The following is a 19,914-nucleotide window of genomic DNA, read 5'->3' as shown; positions in this document are numbered from 1 at the left end:
GATCTAAAATGACTGTAAAACGTATTGTAGTTCGTCATCAGACAGTTTTATCTGGTGAGAATATTGCGAAACTTCCTAAACCGGCGTGGATTAAAACAAGGATTAAACATAGTTCCAGTTTTAATGAAACGGATACTTTGCTTCAGAATTATCAACTAAATACCGTTTGTGCAGAGGCTGCTTGTCCAAATATTGGTGAATGCTGGTCAGAGGGTCACGCAACAGTAATGATTTTGGGAAGCATTTGCACAAGAGCATGTAAGTTCTGTAATGTTGCAACGGGAAAACCTGACCCAATTGATCATGATGAACCATCAAAAATTGCTGATATGGTTCAAAAATTAAAATTGCGTCATGTTGTAATTACATCTGTTGATCGTGATGATTTAAAAGATGGTGGGGCCTCCCATTTTGCAAATGTTGTCAAGGCTATAAGAAATATTTCTTCAACTGTTACAATTGAGGTGCTGACACCTGATTTTCTTAGAAAAGATGGGGCGTTGGCTGTTATCAGCGCAGCCAAACCCGATGTTTTCAACCATAATATGGAAACAGTTCCACGTTTATATCCATCCATTCGTCCAGGCGCCCGTTATTTTCAATCAATGAGAATTTTGCATGAGGCAAAAATACTGAATCCGTCCATATTCACAAAATCGGGGTTAATGCTTGGTCTGGGAGAAACAAAGGAAGAAATCATTCAGGTTATGGATGATTTAAGATGTGCTGAGGTAGATTTTTTAACGTTGGGTCAATATTTACAACCGTCTTCCAAACATGCACCTGTTATGGAATATGTTCATCCTGATGAATTTAAAGAATTGGAAAAATTGGCTAAATCAAAAGGTTTCTTAATGGTAAGCGCTTCTCCTTTAACACGTTCATCTTATCATGCCGATGCAGATTTTACGGTGTTGAAACGTAAACGGTATGCATTGCATTAAGCTGTTGTGTATATAATAAAATATTCTGGAGTGATGATTGATGCCTACGCATACCGAACAATGTTTAATTAACCATACACCCGAACAAATGTTTGATCTGGTTGCCGCGGTTGATTTATACCCAGAATTTTTGCCTTGGTGTAACGGAGCGTATATTCGATATAAGGATAGTGAACTTTTACTCGCTGATTTAAAAGTCGGTTTTGGACCTTTTACCGAGGTATTTGGTAGTCGTGTTGAGTTATATCGTCCTGATAAGATTGAAGTGACCTATGATCGGGGGCCCTTGAAATATTTAAGTAATCATTGGGTTTTCCTACCCGATGAAAGAGGGTGCACAATTGATTTTTTTGTCGATTTCGAGTTCAAGTCAAAGTTAATGCAAAAAGCTATGGGGTTGATCTTTCATGAAGCGGTCCAAAAAATGGTTTCCGCTTTTATCAAGCGTGCCGATGATATCTATGCAACAGCATAATAATTTTTTATTATGGATGCCAGTTTAAGCCCATAATGAGGGATTATTTACTTTACTGATTGTAGCTATTTAAATGATAATAAAGTATAATGAAACTGTGACTAATAACACAAATAAACATGAACTGATTTTTATTAATTAAAAATAAAAATTAAAATGTTGATTATATATATTAAAGGATAGAATCATGAATTCTACATTTAAATTATCTCTAATGGCTGCTGCTTTTGCCTTTGCTTTACCTGCTACAACAATGGCGGCAACGCATGGTCATCGTGCTTCTCATGTTGCCAATCATAAAGTAAGACATGGTAAGTCTCATAAATCGAGACATCATCATTCTGCCTATAATCAAGATAAAGACAGCCAAAATCAAGCCACGCGTGATTTGAATGCCCGTAGTTTGCAGACTGCACAATCAGTAAATCGTGATCCCAACACTGGTGTACTTGCTCCACAAAGTCCAGCGGGTCAACAACCCTCAACACCTGTTGTGGGACAACCTCCTATGCAGTCCTCTCCCTCTGTAAATGGACCAATTAACGCTTCGGCACCTCCTACAATGGGGGCACCTGTTGGACCCGCGAATGCGCAGGGTGCAGTCAATCCAAATAATATGCCTCCTGCAAATTAATTTTATATAAAATTGGTTTGTCAGCAGATCTTTTTAAAATGATCTGCTGATATAAGAAATAAAAAATCTATACCCAAGTAAAATGTTTTTTAATTAATACCAAAGCGTTTATGGTGGCCTGTAATCGAATTTCATCTCGATTACCGTAAAAATTGTTTTTTTGCACAACAGACTGATGATCTAATTGTTTAAACGCTATCCAGACTAATCCTACAGGTTTATTAAAAGAACCACCATCTGGACCTGCAATACCCGTTACTGAAACAGCACAATTGGCATTGGGTGTTTTTTTTAATGCTCCATGAACCATTTCTTTGGCAACTTGTTCACTGACTGCACCAAATTGGTTTAGGCTGTTTTCTGAAACGTCCAGAATATTTTTTTTCATTTCATTGGAGTAGGTGATCAGTCCACCCTCAATATAGTGCGAAGAACCTGCTAAATTGGTGAGACTTGAACAAATCAGGCCAGCTGTACAACTTTCAGCTGTGACAATTTTTAAAGGAAATTTTTGTGATAGCAAAGCGATATCCTGACAAAGCTTATCACATTTATTTTTCAATAATGTCATATTCATAAACAAATTCCCTTCATTGATAAACTAAGAGGCTTTATTTATTTATATTGGTTTGGTAAATCATTAGATTTTCCATTACATGCTGAACATAATTTCTTGTTTCGGTATATGGAATCATTTCAATCCAATCTATCATATCAGTATAAGTTTGTACTGAATTATTTTCTGATGAATTTAACCAGTTTTTCACACGGTTGGGTCCAGCGTTATAACTCGCGATTGTGAAAATGAGATTATTATCAAATCTTTCCATCAGTTTTGCTAGATAGGCGGTACCCAAACGAATATTGTTGTCAGCAACAATAAGATTGCCAGGGTTACCCATATTGAGGGGTATTTTTTTCTGATGACACAATTCACGAGCGGTTGAGGGAAGAAGCTGCATAAGACCATATGCATGGGCACGACTAACAATAACTGGATTAAAGCTACTTTCTTGGCGCATAATTGCCAAGGATAAACCCGATGGCAATCCTTCGTTTGCAAGTGATTCATAAGGTCTTGGCCAGCCATTTTTCAAAAATATATAACCTTTTGCTGCTGCTTGACGAGATATGGTTACAGCATTGTCCGGTAAATGTATCTGATTGGCATAATTTGCATTAATGATCTGATTTGCAATATCAAAATGTAATTTGTTATAGGCTGCTAAAAAAGGACGGGCATGATTATAATCACCCTGTTCAATCAAAATTTGAGCCGCTTGTATTAACTCATTGTTTTTAAAAAAAATATATTGAGAATTGGAAGAGGAAGCTTCCTTGATATTGGTAAGATATGTTTGAAGAATTTTTTGTAGTGAATTTGGATTTAATAGTAAATTCTGAACATTCAAATGGTGTAGTTGAGCAATGGAAAGTTGTCCATAGAATGTAACAGGATATTTAGAGGCCGCCCTCCATGCCTGATTTGCCTCATTATTATTATTATTTGCTTGATAGGCACGTCCAAGCCAATAATATCCACGAGACTTAATTGATATGTTATTGGATTGAATTAATTTTTTAAAATAATCTATTGATTTTAAAGCATTATTCAGTTTTCTTAATTGTATCCACCCCCCCAAGAATATTTCATCTTGTTGACATGAGGATGGATTGCAACTGGCATCCGTAATTAATGAAGCCGCCTGTTTAATATTATTATTTTTCAAAAATTCACGAATAAGATTGTTTCGCTCTAACCAAAAACGTTGTTGGTTTGATTTCAATTCTTCATTTAATCCTGTAAACCGCCAATATTTCAATGCTTCTTCTTTGCGGTTCTGTAACCGTAACCATCTTAGGCGATTGTATATTAAACTTGTATCATTTAAATCGGATTTTGAAAGTTTACTTAGGTAATTTTCCGCATCTAGTTGTTTTTTTCTAAATGCAAGACGTGCCAAAGCCAAATTGCTTTGTTCGGAGGTAAGATACATAACCTGACGGGACGCTGCAAGTGTTAAACCCGCGTTTTCCAGCCTATCAAATCGGTTCCAATTGTCTTGTTTGGTGAAATATTGTTTATAAGCAGATAAAATATCTTGTTCATCAGCAGGTAAATTGATGGAGAATATCCATGCTGATCGAGCTTTTTGAATTAATTCAGGTTTAACCTCAGTTTGTTGTGCACAAAATTTAAGAGCAGATGCCTTTTTTATGGATTGGGTTTTACAAATGTTTGAAACGGCATTTTTATCTGTCTCATTCAAAAGTTGCTTTTGCATACGATCTAAGAGAACATTTTGATTGGGCCATGTCGGATTGTTGGTTATGAAATCAGCATAGGTTGTTGCTGAAAATTCATTTGTCTGAAGTAATTGTAAGTATAGATTGATCTTATCGTTTATTTTGAGATTTTTGCCGGTTTCGTGAGATAAAGAAACGGCCAGTTTTTGTGAAGGAGAGACATGACTGGATCTTGTTTGCACTGAATGACTCTGGCTGCAGCCAATAGATGATAAGGATATAAAAGTTAAAATTGAAATGAAAGGTATTTTATTGTTGTTATTAATCAAAAAACTCATTAAAATTATCCTTATAAGTCTAAAGTTTAACCCAATAGATTGTATAGCTGCACACCACCTTTATAGATAAGTTCGATAGCAACACTTAAAATAACCAATGCACCGATCCATGCAAGCCATTTATAACGGTTCAATAATTTTGCGATATAGGAAGCAGCCATTCCCATCAAAGTAACTGACAGGAAAATTCCTCCCGCCATTAACCATAAATTGTTTCCTGCAGCACCTGCAACACCCAAAACATTATCGAGACTCATTGAAATATCTGCAATAATGATACTTCTTATGGATTTTTTTAAAGTATTATGAATCGGTGGGGTGATATTGTGTTTATCATGATTGGAATTTCTTATTCCATCAACTATCTCCCAGCAGACCCATAAAAGAAGGAAACCACCGATCAAATTCAGTCCGGGGATCTTTAGGAGATACTGTACAACAAGAGCAAACATTATCCGGATAATTGCGGCCGCTCCCAACCCCCAGAATATTGCTTTCTTTTTCTGGCTTTCGGGCAATCCATTCACCGCCAGACCGATTGCGATGGCATTATCTGCTGCAAGCGTTATATCAAGCAGGATTATCCGAATAAGACCGATAAAAATGGAAAGGATATAATCAAGCATCGGGAATTAATTACTTTCATGATGATTTAACTTTATTTTATTCAAAATAAGGCTGGACGAATTATATAAAATCTATGATATAAACTTTTTTTAAGCTATCGGAAAGAAGAAAGGAAACCAGAGAATGATTCCACGTTATAGCCGTCCTGAAATGACTTCTATATGGGATGCTGAGAATCGTTATCGTATTTGGTTTGAAATTGAAGCTTTGGCTTGTGAAGCAATGTCTAATTATGGGTATATCCCGGCTGATTCAGCAAAAAAAATTCGACAGAATGGGGATCACGCAATGGCCACATTCAATAAAGAGGATGTCCAGGCTATTGATGCAATCGAGGCCAAGGTTCGTCATGATGTTATCGCTTTTTTAACATGGTTGGCAGGAAAAATAGGGGAGAATAGTCGTTTTGTTCATTTGGGAATGACATCTTCGGATGTGTTGGATACATGTCTCTCTGTTCAGTTGACACAAGCTGCTGACCTTTTGATAAAAGATCTTGACCGAGTTCTTGAAGCTTTAAAGAAGCAGGCTTATGACCATAAATATACCATGACCATTGGTCGAAGCCATGGGATACATGCCGAACCACTAACATTTGGTTTGAAATTGGCTGGATATTATGCGGAATTTAAACGGAACAAGGAACGTTTGACCGTTGCCCGTAAGGAAATTGCCATTTGCGCCATATCTGGTGCAGTCGGTACCTATGCGCATATTGATCCACGGATCGAGGCTTATGTCGCCGAACATTTGGGACTGCAAAAGGAACTCGTGTCAACACAGGTTATTCCTCGAGATCGGCATGCTGCCTTTTTTTCAACCTTGGCTATTATTGCAAGTTCTATTGAACGTCTAGCAATCGAGATAAGACATTTGCAACGCTCTGAAGTGCGTGAGGCGGAAGAATATTTCCATCCTGATCAAAAAGGGTCTTCCGCAATGCCTCATAAACGCAATCCCGTTTTATCAGAAAATTTAACAGGGTTGGCAAGAATTGTAAGATCACATGTTATTCCAGCACTTGAAAATGTAGCATTGTGGCATGAAAGAGATATCAGTCATTCTTCAGTGGAAAGAATGATTTGTCCTGATGGAACCGTAACTCTTGATTTTGCCTTGAATAGATTGGCAGGGGTAATGGAAAAACTGGTCGTTTATCCTGACCAAATGAAGGCAAATCTTGAAAGTCTTGGAGGTGTTGTTCATTCTGGTGAGGTATTGCTGGTATTGGCCAAGGCAGGTTTATCACGAGAGGCGGCCTATCGTATCGTTCAACGGTGTGCCATGGCTACCTGGACAAAATTGAATACAGCAGATGGAAAAACATTCAGGGAAAATCTGGAAAATGATCCAGAAATTATGGGGAAAATTAGTCCTGAGGTTCTGGATAAAGCCATGGATGGCAGTATGCATACAAAAAATCTTGATTATATTTATGCGAATGTTTTTGGTGAAACCGGACCTGTACCAGAATAAACATTCTTGAATAAAAGAGCTTGTAAATCCAGTAATTCTCGCAATATTATGGATTTAAGTTCATATAATATTTGCTTGCATTTCAAGTACTTATTATTTCAATTTATTTTAATCACATTGTAAAATTAAGGGACATGATGACCCGTCGGCGAAAAATTTATGAAGGTAAGGCAAAAATTCTTTACGAAGGACCTGAACCTGGAACAATTGTTCAATATTTTAAAGATGATGCAACGGCTGGTAACGGTGCAAAAAAGGGTACAATCACGGGGAAGGGTGTATTGAATAATCGCATAAGCGAATATTTGATGTTGCAGCTTTCTGAAATTAATATACCCACCCATTTTATCCGTCGTTTGAATATGCGGGAACAACTGGTAAAATCTGTTGAGATCATTCCCTTGGAAATTGTGGTCAGAAATGTTGCGGCGGGTAGTATTGTCAAACGTCTGGGATTGGATGAGGGGAAAAAACTTCCCCGTCCCATTGTCGAATATTATTTGAAAAATGATGAACTGAATGATCCACTGGTTCTGGAAGATCATATTACAACATTCAATTGGGCGACCTTGCAGGAAATGGATGAAATCGTAAGTTATACTTTACGTATCAATGATTTTCTCAGAGGATTGTTCGCGGGTATCGGAATCAGGCTGATCGATTTCAAGCTTGAATATGGACGTTTATGGAAAGATGATGAATTTCATATCGTTTTGGCAGATGAAATCTCACCTGATAATTGTCGTTTTTGGGATATGGCAAGTGGTGAAAAACTTGACAAGGATCGCTTCCGTCGTGATCTTGGTAAAGTGGAAGAAGCCTATCAGGAAATCGCCAGGCGATTGAAAATTATTCCTGAAAAAAAATTTGAGGTTATAGAAAGTAGCAATCCGGAGCATATGGAATGAAATTACGTTTGATTATTCAGTTGAAACAGGGTGTTCTCGATCCACAAGGTAAGGCGATTAACCATGCATTGCATAATCTGTCTTTTAATGAAGTAAAAGATGTACGCGTTGGACGTGTAGTTGATCTTGAATTATCTGAAATGTCAGTAAGTGAAGCCAAAAAAAAGGCAACAGAAATGGCTCAAAATTTATTGGCCAATAATGTTATCGAAGATTTTGAAGTCGAGGTTTTATCATGAGTATAGGTAAGAAAATATTATTTACTGTATCCGGTATCGCTTTGTTAATGGCTTGCGCAAATACAACAGTGCAGGCGCAAAGAGTGAGTAAAGTTAAAGCTGCCGATTTTCTGCAATTATGTCAAAGATCGCAGACGGTTAGGGCATGTAATATTTATATTAGCGGTATTGCTGATTCTGTCGCATTTTCAAAAGTCTATGCCAAAAATGAAGGCGATCCCAAGGCACCGGCCGGTTTTTGCATTGATCCCTCCGTATCTGGCAATGAAATGCGTCAAAAAGTTATTGATTATATGAAGGCACATCCAGATCAATTGAACCAGCCAGCAGGAGCGACTGTCTTTAGTGCTTTGCATGAATCTTATCCATGTAAAAACGCATCTGTTGGGGTAAAATAATGAAAATAGGTATCGTTGTTTTTCCAGGTACCAATCGTGAGCGAGATGTTGTGATTGCCTTTGAACAGGTAACGGGTGTAACTCCCGTTATCATTTGGCATCGTGAAACAACTTTACCTTCTTTGGATATGATCGTTTTGCCTGGTGGATTTAGTTATGGGGATTATTTGCGTTGTGGAGCAATGGCGGCGCATTCACCAATAATGAGAGAAATCTGTGATTTTGCGAATAAAGGGGGATATATTCTTGGAATTTGTAATGGTTTTCAGATTTTGACAGAGGCCAAATTACTTCCCGGTGCTTTGCTACCGAATGCAAGCCTGAGATTTTTATCTCGTGATTGTCATTTAAAGATTGAACGAAATGATACCGCTTTTACATGCGGGTGGAATAAAGGTGATGTTTTCAAGACAGCAACTGCGCATGGAGATGGAAATTATTTCTGTGATTCAGAAACCTTAAGACAGCTTGAAGGAGAGGGACAGATTGTCTTCAGATATAGCTCAGCAAATGGAATTGTAAATCCGGAAGATAGACAGTTAAACCCAAATGGCAGCATTTATGCCATAGCTGGTATTGTAAGTTTGAATGGAAGAATCTGTGGAATGATGCCTCACCCTGAAGATATGGTGAATCCCTTAATGGGAAGTGAAGATGGAAAACCTTTATTCCGGGGTATTATGGAGACCTTGGCTTGATGAGTAAGATACAAAAATTGGTTGTAAATGAAGCTTTGGCAAAACAGTTCGGTTTATCTGCTGATGAATATCATAAAGTCTTGTCTATCATGGGGCGTGTACCCAGCCTGACCGAATTGGGTATTTTTTCGGTCATGTGGTCAGAACATTGCTCTTATAAATCTTCCCGTGCATGGTTGAAAAATCTTCCGACAAAAGCTCCATGGGTTATTCACGGTCCAGGTGAGAATGCTGGTGTTGTCGATATTGGCGAGGGTTTGGCGGCCGTTTTTAAAATGGAAAGCCATAACCATCCCTCTTTTATTGAACCTTATCAAGGTGCGGCAACAGGTGTTGGCGGTATCTTGCGTGATGTTTTTACCATGGGTGCACGACCGGTTGCCAACCTGAACGCTCTAAGATTTGGTAGTCCCGACAATCCCCAGACTCGTCATATTGTGGATGGAGTGGTTCGGGGTATCGGGGGATATGGAAATTGTGTAGGAGTTCCTACGGTCGGTGGTGAAGTCAATTTTCATGAAAGTTATAACGGCAATCCGCTTGTCAATGCAATGACGGTTGGAATTGCAAGAAAAGACCGTATATTTTTATCAGCTGCAGCTGGGGTAGGTAACCCTGTAATTTATGTTGGTTCCAAAACGGGTCGTGATGGCATTCATGGGGCAACAATGGCTTCTGCGGAATTTGATGAGGATTCAGCATCAAGGCGACCTACCGTCCAGGTTGGAGATCCATTTGTTGAAAAATTGCTGATTGAGGCCTGTCTAGAATTAATGGCAACGGATGCCATTGTTGCCATCCAAGATATGGGCGCTGCTGGTCTGACCTCATCGGCTGTGGAAATGGCCGGAAAAGGTGGTGTCGGTATTGAGCTGAATTTGGATCACGTTCCGCAACGTGAAGACCAGATGACAGCATATGAAATGATGCTTTCCGAAAGTCAGGAAAGAATGCTGATGGTCTTGCGTGCAGATCGAACGGAGATTGCCAAGCAAATTTTTGAAAAATGGGAGTTGGATTTTGCCATTATTGGACATCTGACAGATACGGGTTGTATTGTTATCAAACATAATAACCAGACAGAAGCTGATATTCCCCTTGCACCCTTGGCTGATGAGGCACCACTTTATAAACGACCATCCTCCAATTATCCTGCACCACAACCTATCGCGCCTTTAAATATTACTATCGATATTGAAAAATCCGTTATAAAATTGCTGGGTTGTGCCGATTTGGCGTCCCGTTCCTGGATATGGGATCAATATGACAGCACGATTGGCGGTCAGACAGTCTATCGTCCAGGACAAGGTGATGCAGCGGTGGTAAAGGTTGATGGTCATCATTTAGGTCTTGCGTTAACAACAGACTGTACACCCCGTTACTGTCAAGCCGATGCATATCAGGGTGGAGCGCAGGCTGTTGCCGAAGCATGGCGCAACATTACCGCAGTAGGTGCCAAACCACTGGCAATAACCGATAATTTAAATTTTGGTAATCCGGAAAAACCTGAAATAATGGGACAGATTATTGCTGCTATTGAAGGTATGAAAGATGCCTGTAACGCACTAGATTTTCCTGTTGTCAGTGGAAATGTTTCACTTTACAATGAAACACGTAATGCACAAAATGAAAATGTATCGGTATTGCCTACACCTGCCATTGGTGGTTTAGGTGTTATTGAAGATATTTCAAAATCAGTGGGTAGCGCTTTACAGAAAAATTACAAACTTGTTCTAATCGGTAAGACGGAAGGTCATTTGGGTCAAACGCTATGGCTCAGGGAAATTATGGGACAAGAGGCAGGTTACCCACCACCTGTTGATTTAAATACCGAACGTCTCAATGGTGATTTTGTTCGCACCATTATTAACCAGGGACTAGTTGCAGCTTGTCATGATGTATCTGATGGTGGTCTTCTTATTTCAATTGCTGAAATGGCAATGGCAGGAAATACCGGTTGCACGCTTGATGTTCCTGAAAGTGGTATGCGACCAGAAGCCTATTGGTTTGGTGAAGATCAGGGACGTTATATTGTCATGACTTCCGATGCCGATTTAATGATATCAAAAGCAAAAGAACAGGGTGTTGCTGCAAGATTAATAGGGTATACTGGTGGGGATAGCCTTGTCATGCCATCAGGTGCCATGATTACAATTGCAAGAATGAAAGCTGCGTCCAAGTCCTTCTTTGAAAATTTAATGAAAGTTTAAAGATGAATATTTCAGAAATTAAAGATCGCTTAGTCGAAGTATTTCCTGATGCTATTATTGATGTTGGTGCATTGAAAAATGATGGAAGACATTTCTATTGCAAGATCAGCGCTAAAGAATTTGATGGATTGAGCAAAGTTCAGCAACATCAGCTTGTCTATAAGGCATTGGAAAATTATATGGATAAAGATTTACATGCCTTGGCTTTACAAACGTCTGTATTAAAATAATCTAATCAAGGAATTATACAATAAATGAGTAATCCGTTATTTCAACAAATCCAAAAAGAAATTGATAACAATCCTGTTGTTCTTTTCATGAAGGGTACAGCAGACTTTCCTAGTTGCGGTTTTTCTGCAAAAGTGGTTCATATTCTTTCTGATATGGGCGTTTCATTCAAGGATGTAAATATTCTTGAAAATGATGAATTAAGGCAGGGATTAAAGGAGTTTTCCAGTTGGCCAACTTTTCCTCAGCTTTATGTCAAGGGAAAGCTTGTCGGTGGTTGTGATATTGTTCGCGAGATGTATGCCACTGGCGAATTGAAAACCCTTTTTCAGGATGAAAATATTATCAGCAAGTAAATAGTAGAATTTTTACAACGCAAGAATAAAAATTCTATTTTATTTCTTTTTATTCTTGCTAAATTATCCTTTAATGTGTTTCTTGATATCTAGGTTGGTATTTGGTTTAAGGGTCTGGGATAATGATAAAAAATGTAAAAAAAACTTTTTATTGGGTTTTAGGGGTTACAATATTAGGATGTTCAACGCCTTCTTTTGTTAAGGCACAACATATTGTTACGGAATCGGAAGCTGGTAAGTTAACCCTTGCATCCCTTACGGCTGCACCTATAGTGCATCATTACCGTCCTGTCAAACGTTCTGTGAGAAAATCAAGACATCCAATGCTAAGGAATGTTGCCTATCACACGAGTTCAAAAAAAAGTTATTCGTCATTGGTTCATAAAATTTCCTATAGACAAAGAAATCTAGGAAAAATGAGGGTAAGAAATGTTTTATATAATGTTTCATCCCATAAAAAATCTAAAGCTCGTCGTCATCGCAGCTAATAAGCGGTAATATTTTCAAGACGTTCAATTCGATTTTGAGAATCTAGTATAATATAATCAAATTGAACATTGTTGATATTATTCATGTTATATGTTTCAAGATAACAATTCGCGGAATTAATCAATCTTAGTTTTTGTCTATTGGTAAGAGCGAAAAGAGCTTTTCGCAAGGTTTTTCTTTTTTTTACTTCCACAAACAATATATAGTCAGCACGTTGTGCAATTAAATCAATTTCTCCAAATGGACAGCGGTATCTTTGATTCAATATGTTCCAGTCAAGTTTTTTTAAATAGATCGCTACTTTTTCTTCAGCAAATAATCCAGCAGAATAGTTTTTATTGGTGAAAGAATAAGAATTAAAATCGTTTTGACGATTACTAAATTTGATCATAATTAAAGCATAACATAATTAAAATAGAATAAAAATATATGTTGTTAATTATTTGGAATGGAATTTTATGACTGCCTTTTATACTTATCTGTTTTTTATTGATGTCAAGCAAGATTGGGTAATGGCGGTTCTAAGATTATTTTTATTAATAGTGGTTACATATCATGTTTTGAAACATGTGAGAGATACCAAAGCTGCGATAGGATGGATCGGATTCTCGTGGATAATGCCAATTACGGGTTTTATTCTGTATTTTATGTTTGGTATAAATCGTGTTACCCGAAAGGCACAAAAATTGGCCACACACAGGCCTTGGCATCATAAATTTACCAAAAGCAATTTTAATTATACAGTTCAAGGTCATTTTTATCCATTGGCTAAAGTTGTAGAAAGCTTTACACAAAGGGCATTATTAAAGGGAAATAATATTGATATATATCATAATGGGGATGAAGCCTATCCCGTTATGCTGGAATCAATAAATTCTGCAAAAAGTTGCGTTTTCTTATCCTCTTATATTCTTAAAAGTGATGATATTGGCAGGAAATTTGCCGATGCAATAATCAGGGCACATGAAAGGGGCGCTGTTGTCCGTGTACTTGTCGATGGAATAGGTAGCGGTTATTTCTATTGTCCCATTGCCAAATATTTAAAAGCTCATGGCGTTCGTATAGACAGGTTTATGCATACATTTCTTCCCTGGAAAATGGCATTTATAAACCTAAGAACTCATAAGAAGATTTTGGTGGTAGATGGAAAGATTGGGTTTATAGGAGGTTTAAATATCGCTGCTGTAAATGTGTTATCAAAATGCCCTAAAAATCCGGTTTCAGACACTCATTTTAGGGTAAAAGGCGCCATTGTTCATGAATTAACCGAAGCTTTTTTGCAGGACTGGTTTTTTATTACATCGGAAAAGCTGGATGATGAAAAATTTTTTCCAGAAGTGAAAGAGGAGGGAGATATGGTATGTCGCATTATAACCGCTGGTCCTGATTCAGATATGGAAAAAATCAAATATACAATGATGCAGGCAATAAGTTTGGCGCGTAAATCAATAAGGATTATGACCCCTTACTTTTTGCCAGATGACCGTTTTCTATCATTGTTATGTATGGCTGCCATTCGAGGGGTGGAAATTGATATAATTACCCCTGAACAAAGCAATCAGTTTTTGGTTGATTGGGCCAGAAACATAAACAATAAATTACCCTTACGTTATGGATGTAAAATCTGGTTGGCCAAACCCCCTTTCAATCATTCCAAACTGATGGTTATTGACCGTTTATGGTCCTTTGTTGGTAGTTCAAATATTGACATGCGCAGTTTAAGATTGAATTTTGAAATCAATATGGAAGTTTATCATGAAAAATTTTCAGAAAAAATCGACGATTTCATTATATTGCATAGAAACAAGCCATTAAAATTAAAAGAGCTTGAAAAAAGATTCTTCCTGGTAAAATTAAGAGATGCTACCACTCGATTGCTGCTTCCATATTTATAAGACTGGACGCAGTATCACCATTATTGGATGATGATCGGATGTAAATCTGGATAAAACCTGACTTGCAATACACTCCATACCCTTGATCAAGCAACGATCGAGACGAATTGGCACAAGATTGGCCATTTTATGTGTTGGTTCATTGGGCCCAACATCTCTGAATCCATGTAATAATGCGGGACCAATCTGGTTAAAGTCACCTAAAACTGCAGCGTGATCAGGTAGAATACCGGCAAGAGCCTGTAATTGTTTACGGTTCAATATCTGACCATGGGATAGGTGGACATTAGCTATCCAGAAATTTCCATAATCGATCAATTGGGCAACACGTTTGATTAACGTGCCTCGGGGTAAATCGCAAATCGTGGGTGGCGAAAAAAATGGGTAAGGACTCCAGCAAGCAACACCATGAATTCTGCCAGGTAATGGAAAACGACTGTAATAACCACCAACAAGATCGGGTAAAATATTAATTTCCTCTGTTGCTTCCTGCATTAACAATAAATCAGGTTTGTGATTATTGATCAAATAAGCAACGTCATATGGGGATGCTCCAATTTTTCTTAACAAATTCCAGCTGATAATTTTCATTTGAGAAAATATTTTAGGAATGTTAGAAATTTTGTAATGTGGCGTAATTGAAAGGGTCATGAATTGATATTCTTGGATAGTTATCTGATAATATAATTAATATTACTACCTATTTCTGATCCAACAAATTTAAGAATTAATCTTTGTTTTTCAATATATAAGAATTTTAGTAACATTTTTGGGATAATTAATTATCGATAACAATTACTAATTGGCAAATATTATAAAGTATGAATTTCAATTATTGCTAACAGTATTTAAATATAAAAATATGACGAATCTTTATAAAATGATTTTTCAGAAAGTAAAAGATTTTTTATCAAAAAGGTTAAAGCATGTCTTATATATCATCTGAAGAATTGGCCGTTTCCTATGGATGGAAAATTTTGTCAACATTTTTGGTCCAAATAGGTAGACAGACATACTCATTACCCGAGAAAGGTGTGTTTGTAAATGATCCGCTCGCACGGGGATCGACAGTTATATATCCTTCAGTTGAGGCTATGCGTCGTTCGGAAAAAGGTAAGTATGAACATGAAACGCTTTATGGAGCAATGGGTTCACCAAATCAGCATCAGCTTGAGCAAGTTATAGCCCAAATTGAAGGAGGATCACATTGTCAAGTAGTATCATCGGGTTTGGCAGCTTGTACTATACCTCTATTAGGTTTTTTATCGTCAGGTGATCATTGTTTGATAATTGACAGTATCTATGGGCCAACCAAACGGTTTGCAGAGACTGTTTTGGAAAAATTTGGAGTTAAAATCAGCTACTACCCCGCTGATTGTAATCTTGATGAAATTGAAACCTATATTCAAAACAATACGAAATTAATATTTACGGAAAGTCCCGGTAGTCATAGTTTTGAAATTCAGAATATTGCCGGTACGGCTGAAATAGCTCATAGATATGGAGCTAAACTAATATTAGACAATACATGGGGAATAGGTATATTTAAGCCCTTCGAGCATGGAGTGGATATATCTGTTCAGGCATTAACAAAATATGCCAATGGTCATTCAGATTTAGTACTTGGTGCCATTACAGTTAAATGTGATGATGACTGGCATATTTTAAGGGATTATGCTGTCGCCATGGGAGAGGTGGCAGCACCAGATGTATGCTGGTTAACATTGCGTGGGTTGAGAACTATGGCAGCGCGACTCGAAAAACAATCAGTGACCGGATTAAAAATTGCACAATGGTGCAGTCGGCAACCTTATGTTGAACGGGTTCTTCATCCCGCATTGCCAAGTTGTTATGGGCATGAATTTTGGAAACGAGATTTTACAGGTGCAAGCAGTGTATTTGGAGTGGTTTTCAAAAAAAATATTATTTTGCAAAAAGTTATTGAAATGATTAATCATCTTAAATTTTTTTCAATTGGTGCTTCTTGGGGGGGATATGAAAGTCTGGTTTTACTCACTGATGGAGAGATAAGAAGGAAATATAAAAGCAGAACTTTAACTGGTTCGGCTTGTAGGTTTCATATCGGTTTAGAAAATGAAAATGATTTGATTGAAGATTTAAAACAAGCTTTTGATAAAACGTTAAAGTAGATTACGTTTTCGATAGGACAACGCTTCAGTAATACTGGAAATATCAATTTCATCCTTTTCTGAAAGATCTGCGATTGTAAGAGCCACCCTCAATAATCTTGTGATGCCTCGGGCAGAAAGGCGTAATTGCATTGAAGCTTTTTCTACTATTTCCGCCACGGAGTCAGATAAAGATATTTGATTATTATTTAATTCACAATTTAAATTTTTCTGTCTTTCAAATTGTTTTTCTCTGGCTTTTTTAACACGTTTTGCAACTTTTACACTTTTTTCACCATTCGGTATAGAAACGATATCGCGTGGTGGTATCGGTTCAATATAGGTAACAATATCGATACGATCCAATAATGGACCAGAAATCTTACGAGTATATTCTTCACCACAGCGGGGGACACGATGACACTCACGTTCTGTATCGCCCATATATCCACATCGACAGGGATTCATTGCGGCAATTAATTGAAATTTCGCAGGGAAAGTTATATGATTCATCGCTCTGGCAATAGATATTTTACCATTTTCAAGCGGTTGTCTTAATGCTTCAAGACTGTTCCTCGTAAATTCAGGAAATTCATCCAAAAATAATATTCCATGATGAGCCAAGCTTATTTCACCCGGTTTCACTTTTATTCCTCCTCCAGTTAATGAAACTTGACTGGCAGAATGATGCGGGTTTCGAAAGGGAGGTTGTCTGATAGGGACAGAACCGTTTAATAATCCCGCAGCACTATAAATACGAGTAACCTCTAAAGATTGTTGTGCGGTTAAATCAGGTAAAATGCTGGGCAATCTTGTTGCAAGCATGGATTTGCCAGATCCTGGCGGCCCAATCATCAACATTGAATGCCCACCTGAAGCGGCAATTTCCAGGGCACGTTTTGCACTTTCCATACCTTTGATATCAAACAAATCATAATCATGGGAGGTTTTTGGAGACTGTAACATTTTAGGAGGCGTTAAAATCTGTTTTCCCAAAAAATGCTGGATGATAGAAAGCAGATCGGGAGCAGCAATTATATCTATATCTCCACCCAATAGGGCTTCGCTTCCTTGTATGGCTGGACAAATCAAACCTTTTTCTTGAGAAACAGCTCCAATAGTTGCTGAAATTACATTGTTGACAGCACTAATTTTTCCATCAAGTGATAATTCGCCAACAGCTGCATAATTCAATAACATTCCTTCAGGAATAATATCCAAAGCGACCAACAGTCCCAATGCAATAGGCAAATCATAATGAGTGCCCTCTTTAATAATATCGGCTGGAGAAAGATTTATCAAAATCCGTTTCGGTGGTAAGGCTATACCCATTGAGATAAGGGCGGCCTTAACCCGTTCACGGGATTCAGTCACGGCCTTATCAGCCAGGCCAACAATTGTAAATGCGGGTAAGCCTCGAGAAATTTGAACCTGAATTTCCACAGAAATAGGATCAATACCAGAAAAGGCAAAAGTTGATATTCTGGTTATTGCCATTATAGAATATGGATCCTGACTTTAAAATTTTAATTAATTATAACTCATTTGGACGATAAAGGATTCGAGCCCTGATCGTTCCCTCAAGATTGCGTAAGGCTCGCAAAATTTCAATATCAATTTCCTTATCCCCATCGGTTGTTGCCTCAATGACAACATAACCCACTTCACCATCCGTCTGTAAATATTGAGCGGAAATATTGGCGTTGATCTTGGTAAATATGTTGTTAATTTTTTGCATAATGCCAGGAATGTTTTGATGAACATGCATATATCGTGTGCCCTTTAAACGGATTGGCAACTGAACCTCTGGAAAATTTACGGCACTTAGGGTTGAACCGACATCCGAATATTCAATAAACTTATTTCCTACTTCCCGACCAATTCGTTCTTGCGCCTCGATTGTGGATCCACCTATATGAGGTGTTAGGATAACATTATCCAATCCGCGTAATGGTGAAGTGAATTCCTCACCTTTAACTTTGGGTTCTACAGGAAATACATCAATTGCCGCACCTAAAAGATGATTGGATTTCAATGCTTGTACAAGGGCATCAATATCAACAACCTGTCCTCTAGCGTTATTGATAAGAAATGAACCGGGTTTCATCAAGGCTATCTCTTTTTCGCCTATCAGATTGATAGTGCCTTTATTATGAGGCACATGCAGGCTAACAATGTCACTTATCTGTAAAAGATCTTTCAATGACTGGACAGGACGCGCATTTCCATGACTTAACTTATCAACTATGTCATAATATATAACCTGTAATCCAAAAGATTCGGCTAAAATTGATAATTGTGATCCGATGGATCCATATCCCACAATTCCTAAAGTTTTGCCTCTTACCTCCCAGCTGTTTATACTGCTTTTGTCCCAGAGTCCTTTATGACATTCGGATGAGCGAACAAAAATGCGCCTTAACAGCATGACGATTTCACCCATTACCAATTCCGCCACCGAACGGGTATTGCTGAAGGGGGCATTAAAAACAGGAATACCCAGATTGCGTGCAGCATTAAGATCAACTTGATTTGTGCCGATACAAAAACATCCAATAGCAATCAGTTTATCGGCCTCATCCAAGATTTCTTTGGTTAATTGTGTACGGGAGCGAATACCGATTAAATGTACACCTTTGATCGCTTTTTTTAAAGCATCGCCCTCCAAGGCTGTTTTAAGATAGGTAATGTTGTTATACCCATTCTTTTTTAATAAATCGACGGCACTTTGATGAACACCTTCTAATAAAAGAATATGAATTTTGTCTTTGGGTAATGATAGATTTGAATTCATTAATTTTCTCTTTAATATATAGAAACTAAAAATTTAAAATTTTGATAACGTCCTGTTTTAAGCCTGGATCACCCAAAGCTAGCACAGATTTATTATTGTTTTGAAGAGATAGGGAATTTCCATTCCAGTCGGTTATTGATCCTCCGGCTCCTTTTATGATTGGAACCAAGGCCGCCCAATCCCAAATTTTATTGCCATATTCAATTATGAGGTCAATTTGACCCAATGCCAATAAACCATACGCGTAACAATCTCCACCCCAGCTCATTCTCTTGATTTTTTTGCACAATGATTTCCAGCGGGTGTTTGGAGAATGATCAAGGATTTCAGGTGCAGTGCAAGAACCTTCGGCTATGGAAAGGTCAATACATTTTCTTGTACCTATATGACCACCAAATTCTGAAATAAATTGGCTTTCATACCCTTCAAGACCAATCCAGCGCTCTTTGAGTATCGGTTGGTCAATGATTCCCAATACAGGATTACCCTCATACAATAAGGCGATTAATATTCCAAATAAGGGACGGCCTGTTATAAAAGCTCTGGTTCCATCAATTGGATCTATAACCCATTGAAATTTGGAATTTATATTATCTGATCCATATTCCTCCCCAATAATTCCAAAACCGGGTGTTTCTTGTTTTAGGATTTGCCGGATTGTTTGTTCAGCTTCACGATCGGCTTTTGTTACGGGGGATTCATCAAATTTGTCATCTACATGAATTGAATGTCTAAAATAGGGACAAATAACTTTTTGTGCCTCTTGAAGGGCATGTTCAGCAATCTGAAGATAAGAATTTAAATTCTTCACTATATTTTCCTGATTAGA

22 protein-coding genes are annotated in these 19,914 nt (G+C 37.7%); 14 read left to right on the top strand and 8 right to left on the bottom strand.

Going from position 1 to position 19,914, the window contains the following annotated elements; all coding sequences use genetic code 11:
- The first annotated feature begins 8 nt into the window (after positions 1 to 8).
- The 3 genes from lipA (at position 9) to U0839_RS03390 (ending at position 2,053) form a co-directional block, all read left to right on the top strand.
- Positions 9 to 944 carry a lipoyl synthase gene (gene lipA / locus U0839_RS03400; RefSeq protein ID WP_155565478.1) on the top strand — a complete coding sequence of 312 codons (936 nt, stop codon included), beginning with the start codon at positions 9 to 11 and terminating at the stop codon, positions 942 to 944.
- A 40-nt stretch (positions 945 to 984) separates the two neighbouring features.
- Positions 985 to 1,419 (top strand): type II toxin-antitoxin system RatA family toxin, encoded by a 435-nt coding sequence (locus U0839_RS03395; RefSeq protein WP_155565477.1) that lies wholly within the window; start codon positions 985 to 987, stop codon positions 1,417 to 1,419.
- 187 nt (positions 1,420 to 1,606) lie between these two features.
- Positions 1,607 to 2,053, top strand: a complete 447-nt coding sequence (locus U0839_RS03390) for a hypothetical protein (RefSeq protein ID WP_155565476.1) — start codon at positions 1,607 to 1,609, stop codon at positions 2,051 to 2,053.
- 67 nt (positions 2,054 to 2,120) lie between these two features.
- On the opposite strand, the gene U0839_RS03385 is transcribed toward U0839_RS03390, so the two are convergent.
- Genes U0839_RS03385 through U0839_RS03375 form a run of 3 tightly spaced genes read right to left on the bottom strand, consistent with a single transcriptional unit; the run spans position 2,121 to position 5,264 of the window.
- A complete protein-coding gene (locus U0839_RS03385; RefSeq protein WP_155565475.1) occupies positions 2,121 to 2,630 on the bottom strand; it encodes a CinA family protein in 510 nt (169 codons plus the stop codon).
- A 34-nt stretch (positions 2,631 to 2,664) separates the two neighbouring features.
- Complete coding sequence (locus U0839_RS03380; RefSeq protein WP_413550080.1) at positions 2,665 to 4,638, bottom strand: transglycosylase SLT domain-containing protein; 1,974 nt, start codon at positions 4,636 to 4,638, stop codon at positions 2,665 to 2,667.
- 26 nt (positions 4,639 to 4,664) lie between these two features.
- Positions 4,665 to 5,264, bottom strand: coding sequence for a YjbE family putative metal transport protein (locus U0839_RS03375; protein ID WP_155568122.1), 600 nt, complete (start codon positions 5,262 to 5,264; stop codon positions 4,665 to 4,667).
- A gap of 124 nt (positions 5,265 to 5,388) precedes the next feature.
- Here U0839_RS03375 and purB point away from each other — a divergent pair, with 124 nt between their 5' ends.
- From purB to U0839_RS03330, 9 genes are all read left to right on the top strand, one after another.
- Positions 5,389 to 6,741, top strand: a complete 1,353-nt coding sequence (purB, locus tag U0839_RS03370) for an adenylosuccinate lyase (protein WP_413550079.1) — start codon at positions 5,389 to 5,391, stop codon at positions 6,739 to 6,741.
- A gap of 137 nt (positions 6,742 to 6,878) precedes the next feature.
- Positions 6,879 to 7,649 carry a phosphoribosylaminoimidazolesuccinocarboxamide synthase gene (gene purC, locus U0839_RS03365; RefSeq protein WP_413550083.1) on the top strand — a complete coding sequence of 257 codons (771 nt, stop codon included), beginning with the start codon at positions 6,879 to 6,881 and terminating at the stop codon, positions 7,647 to 7,649.
- Complete coding sequence (gene purS, locus U0839_RS03360) at positions 7,646 to 7,888, top strand: phosphoribosylformylglycinamidine synthase subunit PurS (RefSeq protein WP_155565471.1); 243 nt, start codon at positions 7,646 to 7,648, stop codon at positions 7,886 to 7,888. The genes purC and purS overlap by 4 nt, the downstream gene beginning before the upstream one ends.
- The gene (locus tag U0839_RS03355; protein ID WP_155565470.1) at positions 7,885 to 8,286 is read left to right on the top strand and encodes a Rap1a/Tai family immunity protein; all 402 of its coding nucleotides are present in this window, start codon (positions 7,885 to 7,887) and stop codon (positions 8,284 to 8,286) included. The genes purS and U0839_RS03355 overlap by 4 nt, the downstream gene beginning before the upstream one ends.
- Positions 8,286 to 8,984 carry a phosphoribosylformylglycinamidine synthase subunit PurQ gene (purQ, locus tag U0839_RS03350; protein WP_155565469.1) on the top strand — a complete coding sequence of 233 codons (699 nt, stop codon included), beginning with the start codon at positions 8,286 to 8,288 and terminating at the stop codon, positions 8,982 to 8,984. Before U0839_RS03355 ends, purQ begins: the two co-directional genes overlap by 1 nt.
- A complete protein-coding gene (gene purL, locus U0839_RS03345; protein ID WP_413550077.1) occupies positions 8,984 to 11,194 on the top strand; it encodes a phosphoribosylformylglycinamidine synthase subunit PurL in 2,211 nt (736 codons plus the stop codon). Before purQ ends, purL begins: the two co-directional genes overlap by 1 nt.
- Before the next feature lie 2 nt (positions 11,195 to 11,196).
- Complete coding sequence (locus U0839_RS03340) at positions 11,197 to 11,424, top strand: BolA/IbaG family iron-sulfur metabolism protein (RefSeq protein ID WP_110438007.1); 228 nt, start codon at positions 11,197 to 11,199, stop codon at positions 11,422 to 11,424.
- A 24-nt stretch (positions 11,425 to 11,448) separates the two neighbouring features.
- Positions 11,449 to 11,778 carry a Grx4 family monothiol glutaredoxin gene (gene grxD / locus U0839_RS03335; RefSeq protein ID WP_155565467.1) on the top strand — a complete coding sequence of 110 codons (330 nt, stop codon included), beginning with the start codon at positions 11,449 to 11,451 and terminating at the stop codon, positions 11,776 to 11,778.
- A 122-nt stretch (positions 11,779 to 11,900) separates the two neighbouring features.
- Positions 11,901 to 12,266, top strand: coding sequence for a hypothetical protein (locus tag U0839_RS03330; protein ID WP_155565466.1), 366 nt, complete (start codon positions 11,901 to 11,903; stop codon positions 12,264 to 12,266).
- On the opposite strand, the gene U0839_RS03325 is transcribed toward U0839_RS03330, so the two are convergent.
- Positions 12,263 to 12,658 (bottom strand): YraN family protein, encoded by a 396-nt coding sequence (locus U0839_RS03325; RefSeq protein WP_155568116.1) that lies wholly within the window; start codon positions 12,656 to 12,658, stop codon positions 12,263 to 12,265. The two genes, U0839_RS03330 and U0839_RS03325, sit on opposite strands and share 4 nt — an antisense overlap.
- A 67-nt stretch (positions 12,659 to 12,725) precedes the next feature.
- On the opposite strand from U0839_RS03325, the gene cls reads away from it, so the two are divergent.
- Positions 12,726 to 14,162 (top strand): cardiolipin synthase, encoded by a 1,437-nt coding sequence (gene cls / locus U0839_RS03320; protein ID WP_155565464.1) that lies wholly within the window; start codon positions 12,726 to 12,728, stop codon positions 14,160 to 14,162.
- On the opposite strand, the gene U0839_RS03315 is transcribed toward cls, so the two are convergent.
- Positions 14,157 to 14,813 (bottom strand): endonuclease/exonuclease/phosphatase family protein, encoded by a 657-nt coding sequence (locus tag U0839_RS03315; protein ID WP_155565463.1) that lies wholly within the window; start codon positions 14,811 to 14,813, stop codon positions 14,157 to 14,159. The genes cls and U0839_RS03315 overlap by 6 nt on opposite strands.
- Positions 14,814 to 15,088: 275 nt before the next feature.
- Between U0839_RS03315 and metC the strand changes: the two genes are divergently transcribed.
- Entirely contained in the window at positions 15,089 to 16,312 is a 1,224-nt protein-coding gene (metC, locus tag U0839_RS03310; protein ID WP_155565462.1) for a cystathionine beta-lyase, read from the top strand.
- On the opposite strand, the gene U0839_RS03305 is transcribed toward metC, so the two are convergent.
- From U0839_RS03305 to U0839_RS03295, 3 genes are read right to left on the bottom strand one after another with little or no spacing between them, the layout of a single operon-like run.
- The gene (locus U0839_RS03305) at positions 16,304 to 17,788 is read right to left on the bottom strand and encodes a YifB family Mg chelatase-like AAA ATPase (protein ID WP_155565461.1); all 1,485 of its coding nucleotides are present in this window, start codon (positions 17,786 to 17,788) and stop codon (positions 16,304 to 16,306) included. The two genes, metC and U0839_RS03305, sit on opposite strands and share 9 nt — an antisense overlap.
- 37 nt (positions 17,789 to 17,825) lie before the next feature.
- Positions 17,826 to 19,085 (bottom strand): phosphoglycerate dehydrogenase, encoded by a 1,260-nt coding sequence (gene serA / locus U0839_RS03300; RefSeq protein WP_155565460.1) that lies wholly within the window; start codon positions 19,083 to 19,085, stop codon positions 17,826 to 17,828.
- Between the two features lie 25 nt (positions 19,086 to 19,110).
- Positions 19,111 to 19,899 (bottom strand): inositol monophosphatase family protein, encoded by a 789-nt coding sequence (locus U0839_RS03295; protein ID WP_413550082.1) that lies wholly within the window; start codon positions 19,897 to 19,899, stop codon positions 19,111 to 19,113.
- Between the last annotated feature and the right edge of the window lie 15 nt (positions 19,900 to 19,914).

The sequence above is a fragment of the Commensalibacter sp. A3DC genome (assembly GCF_047307945.1).
Lineage (GTDB): Bacteria > Pseudomonadota > Alphaproteobacteria > Acetobacterales > Acetobacteraceae > Commensalibacter > Commensalibacter melissae.
This window is presented reverse-complemented; position numbering and strand designations above follow the sequence as displayed.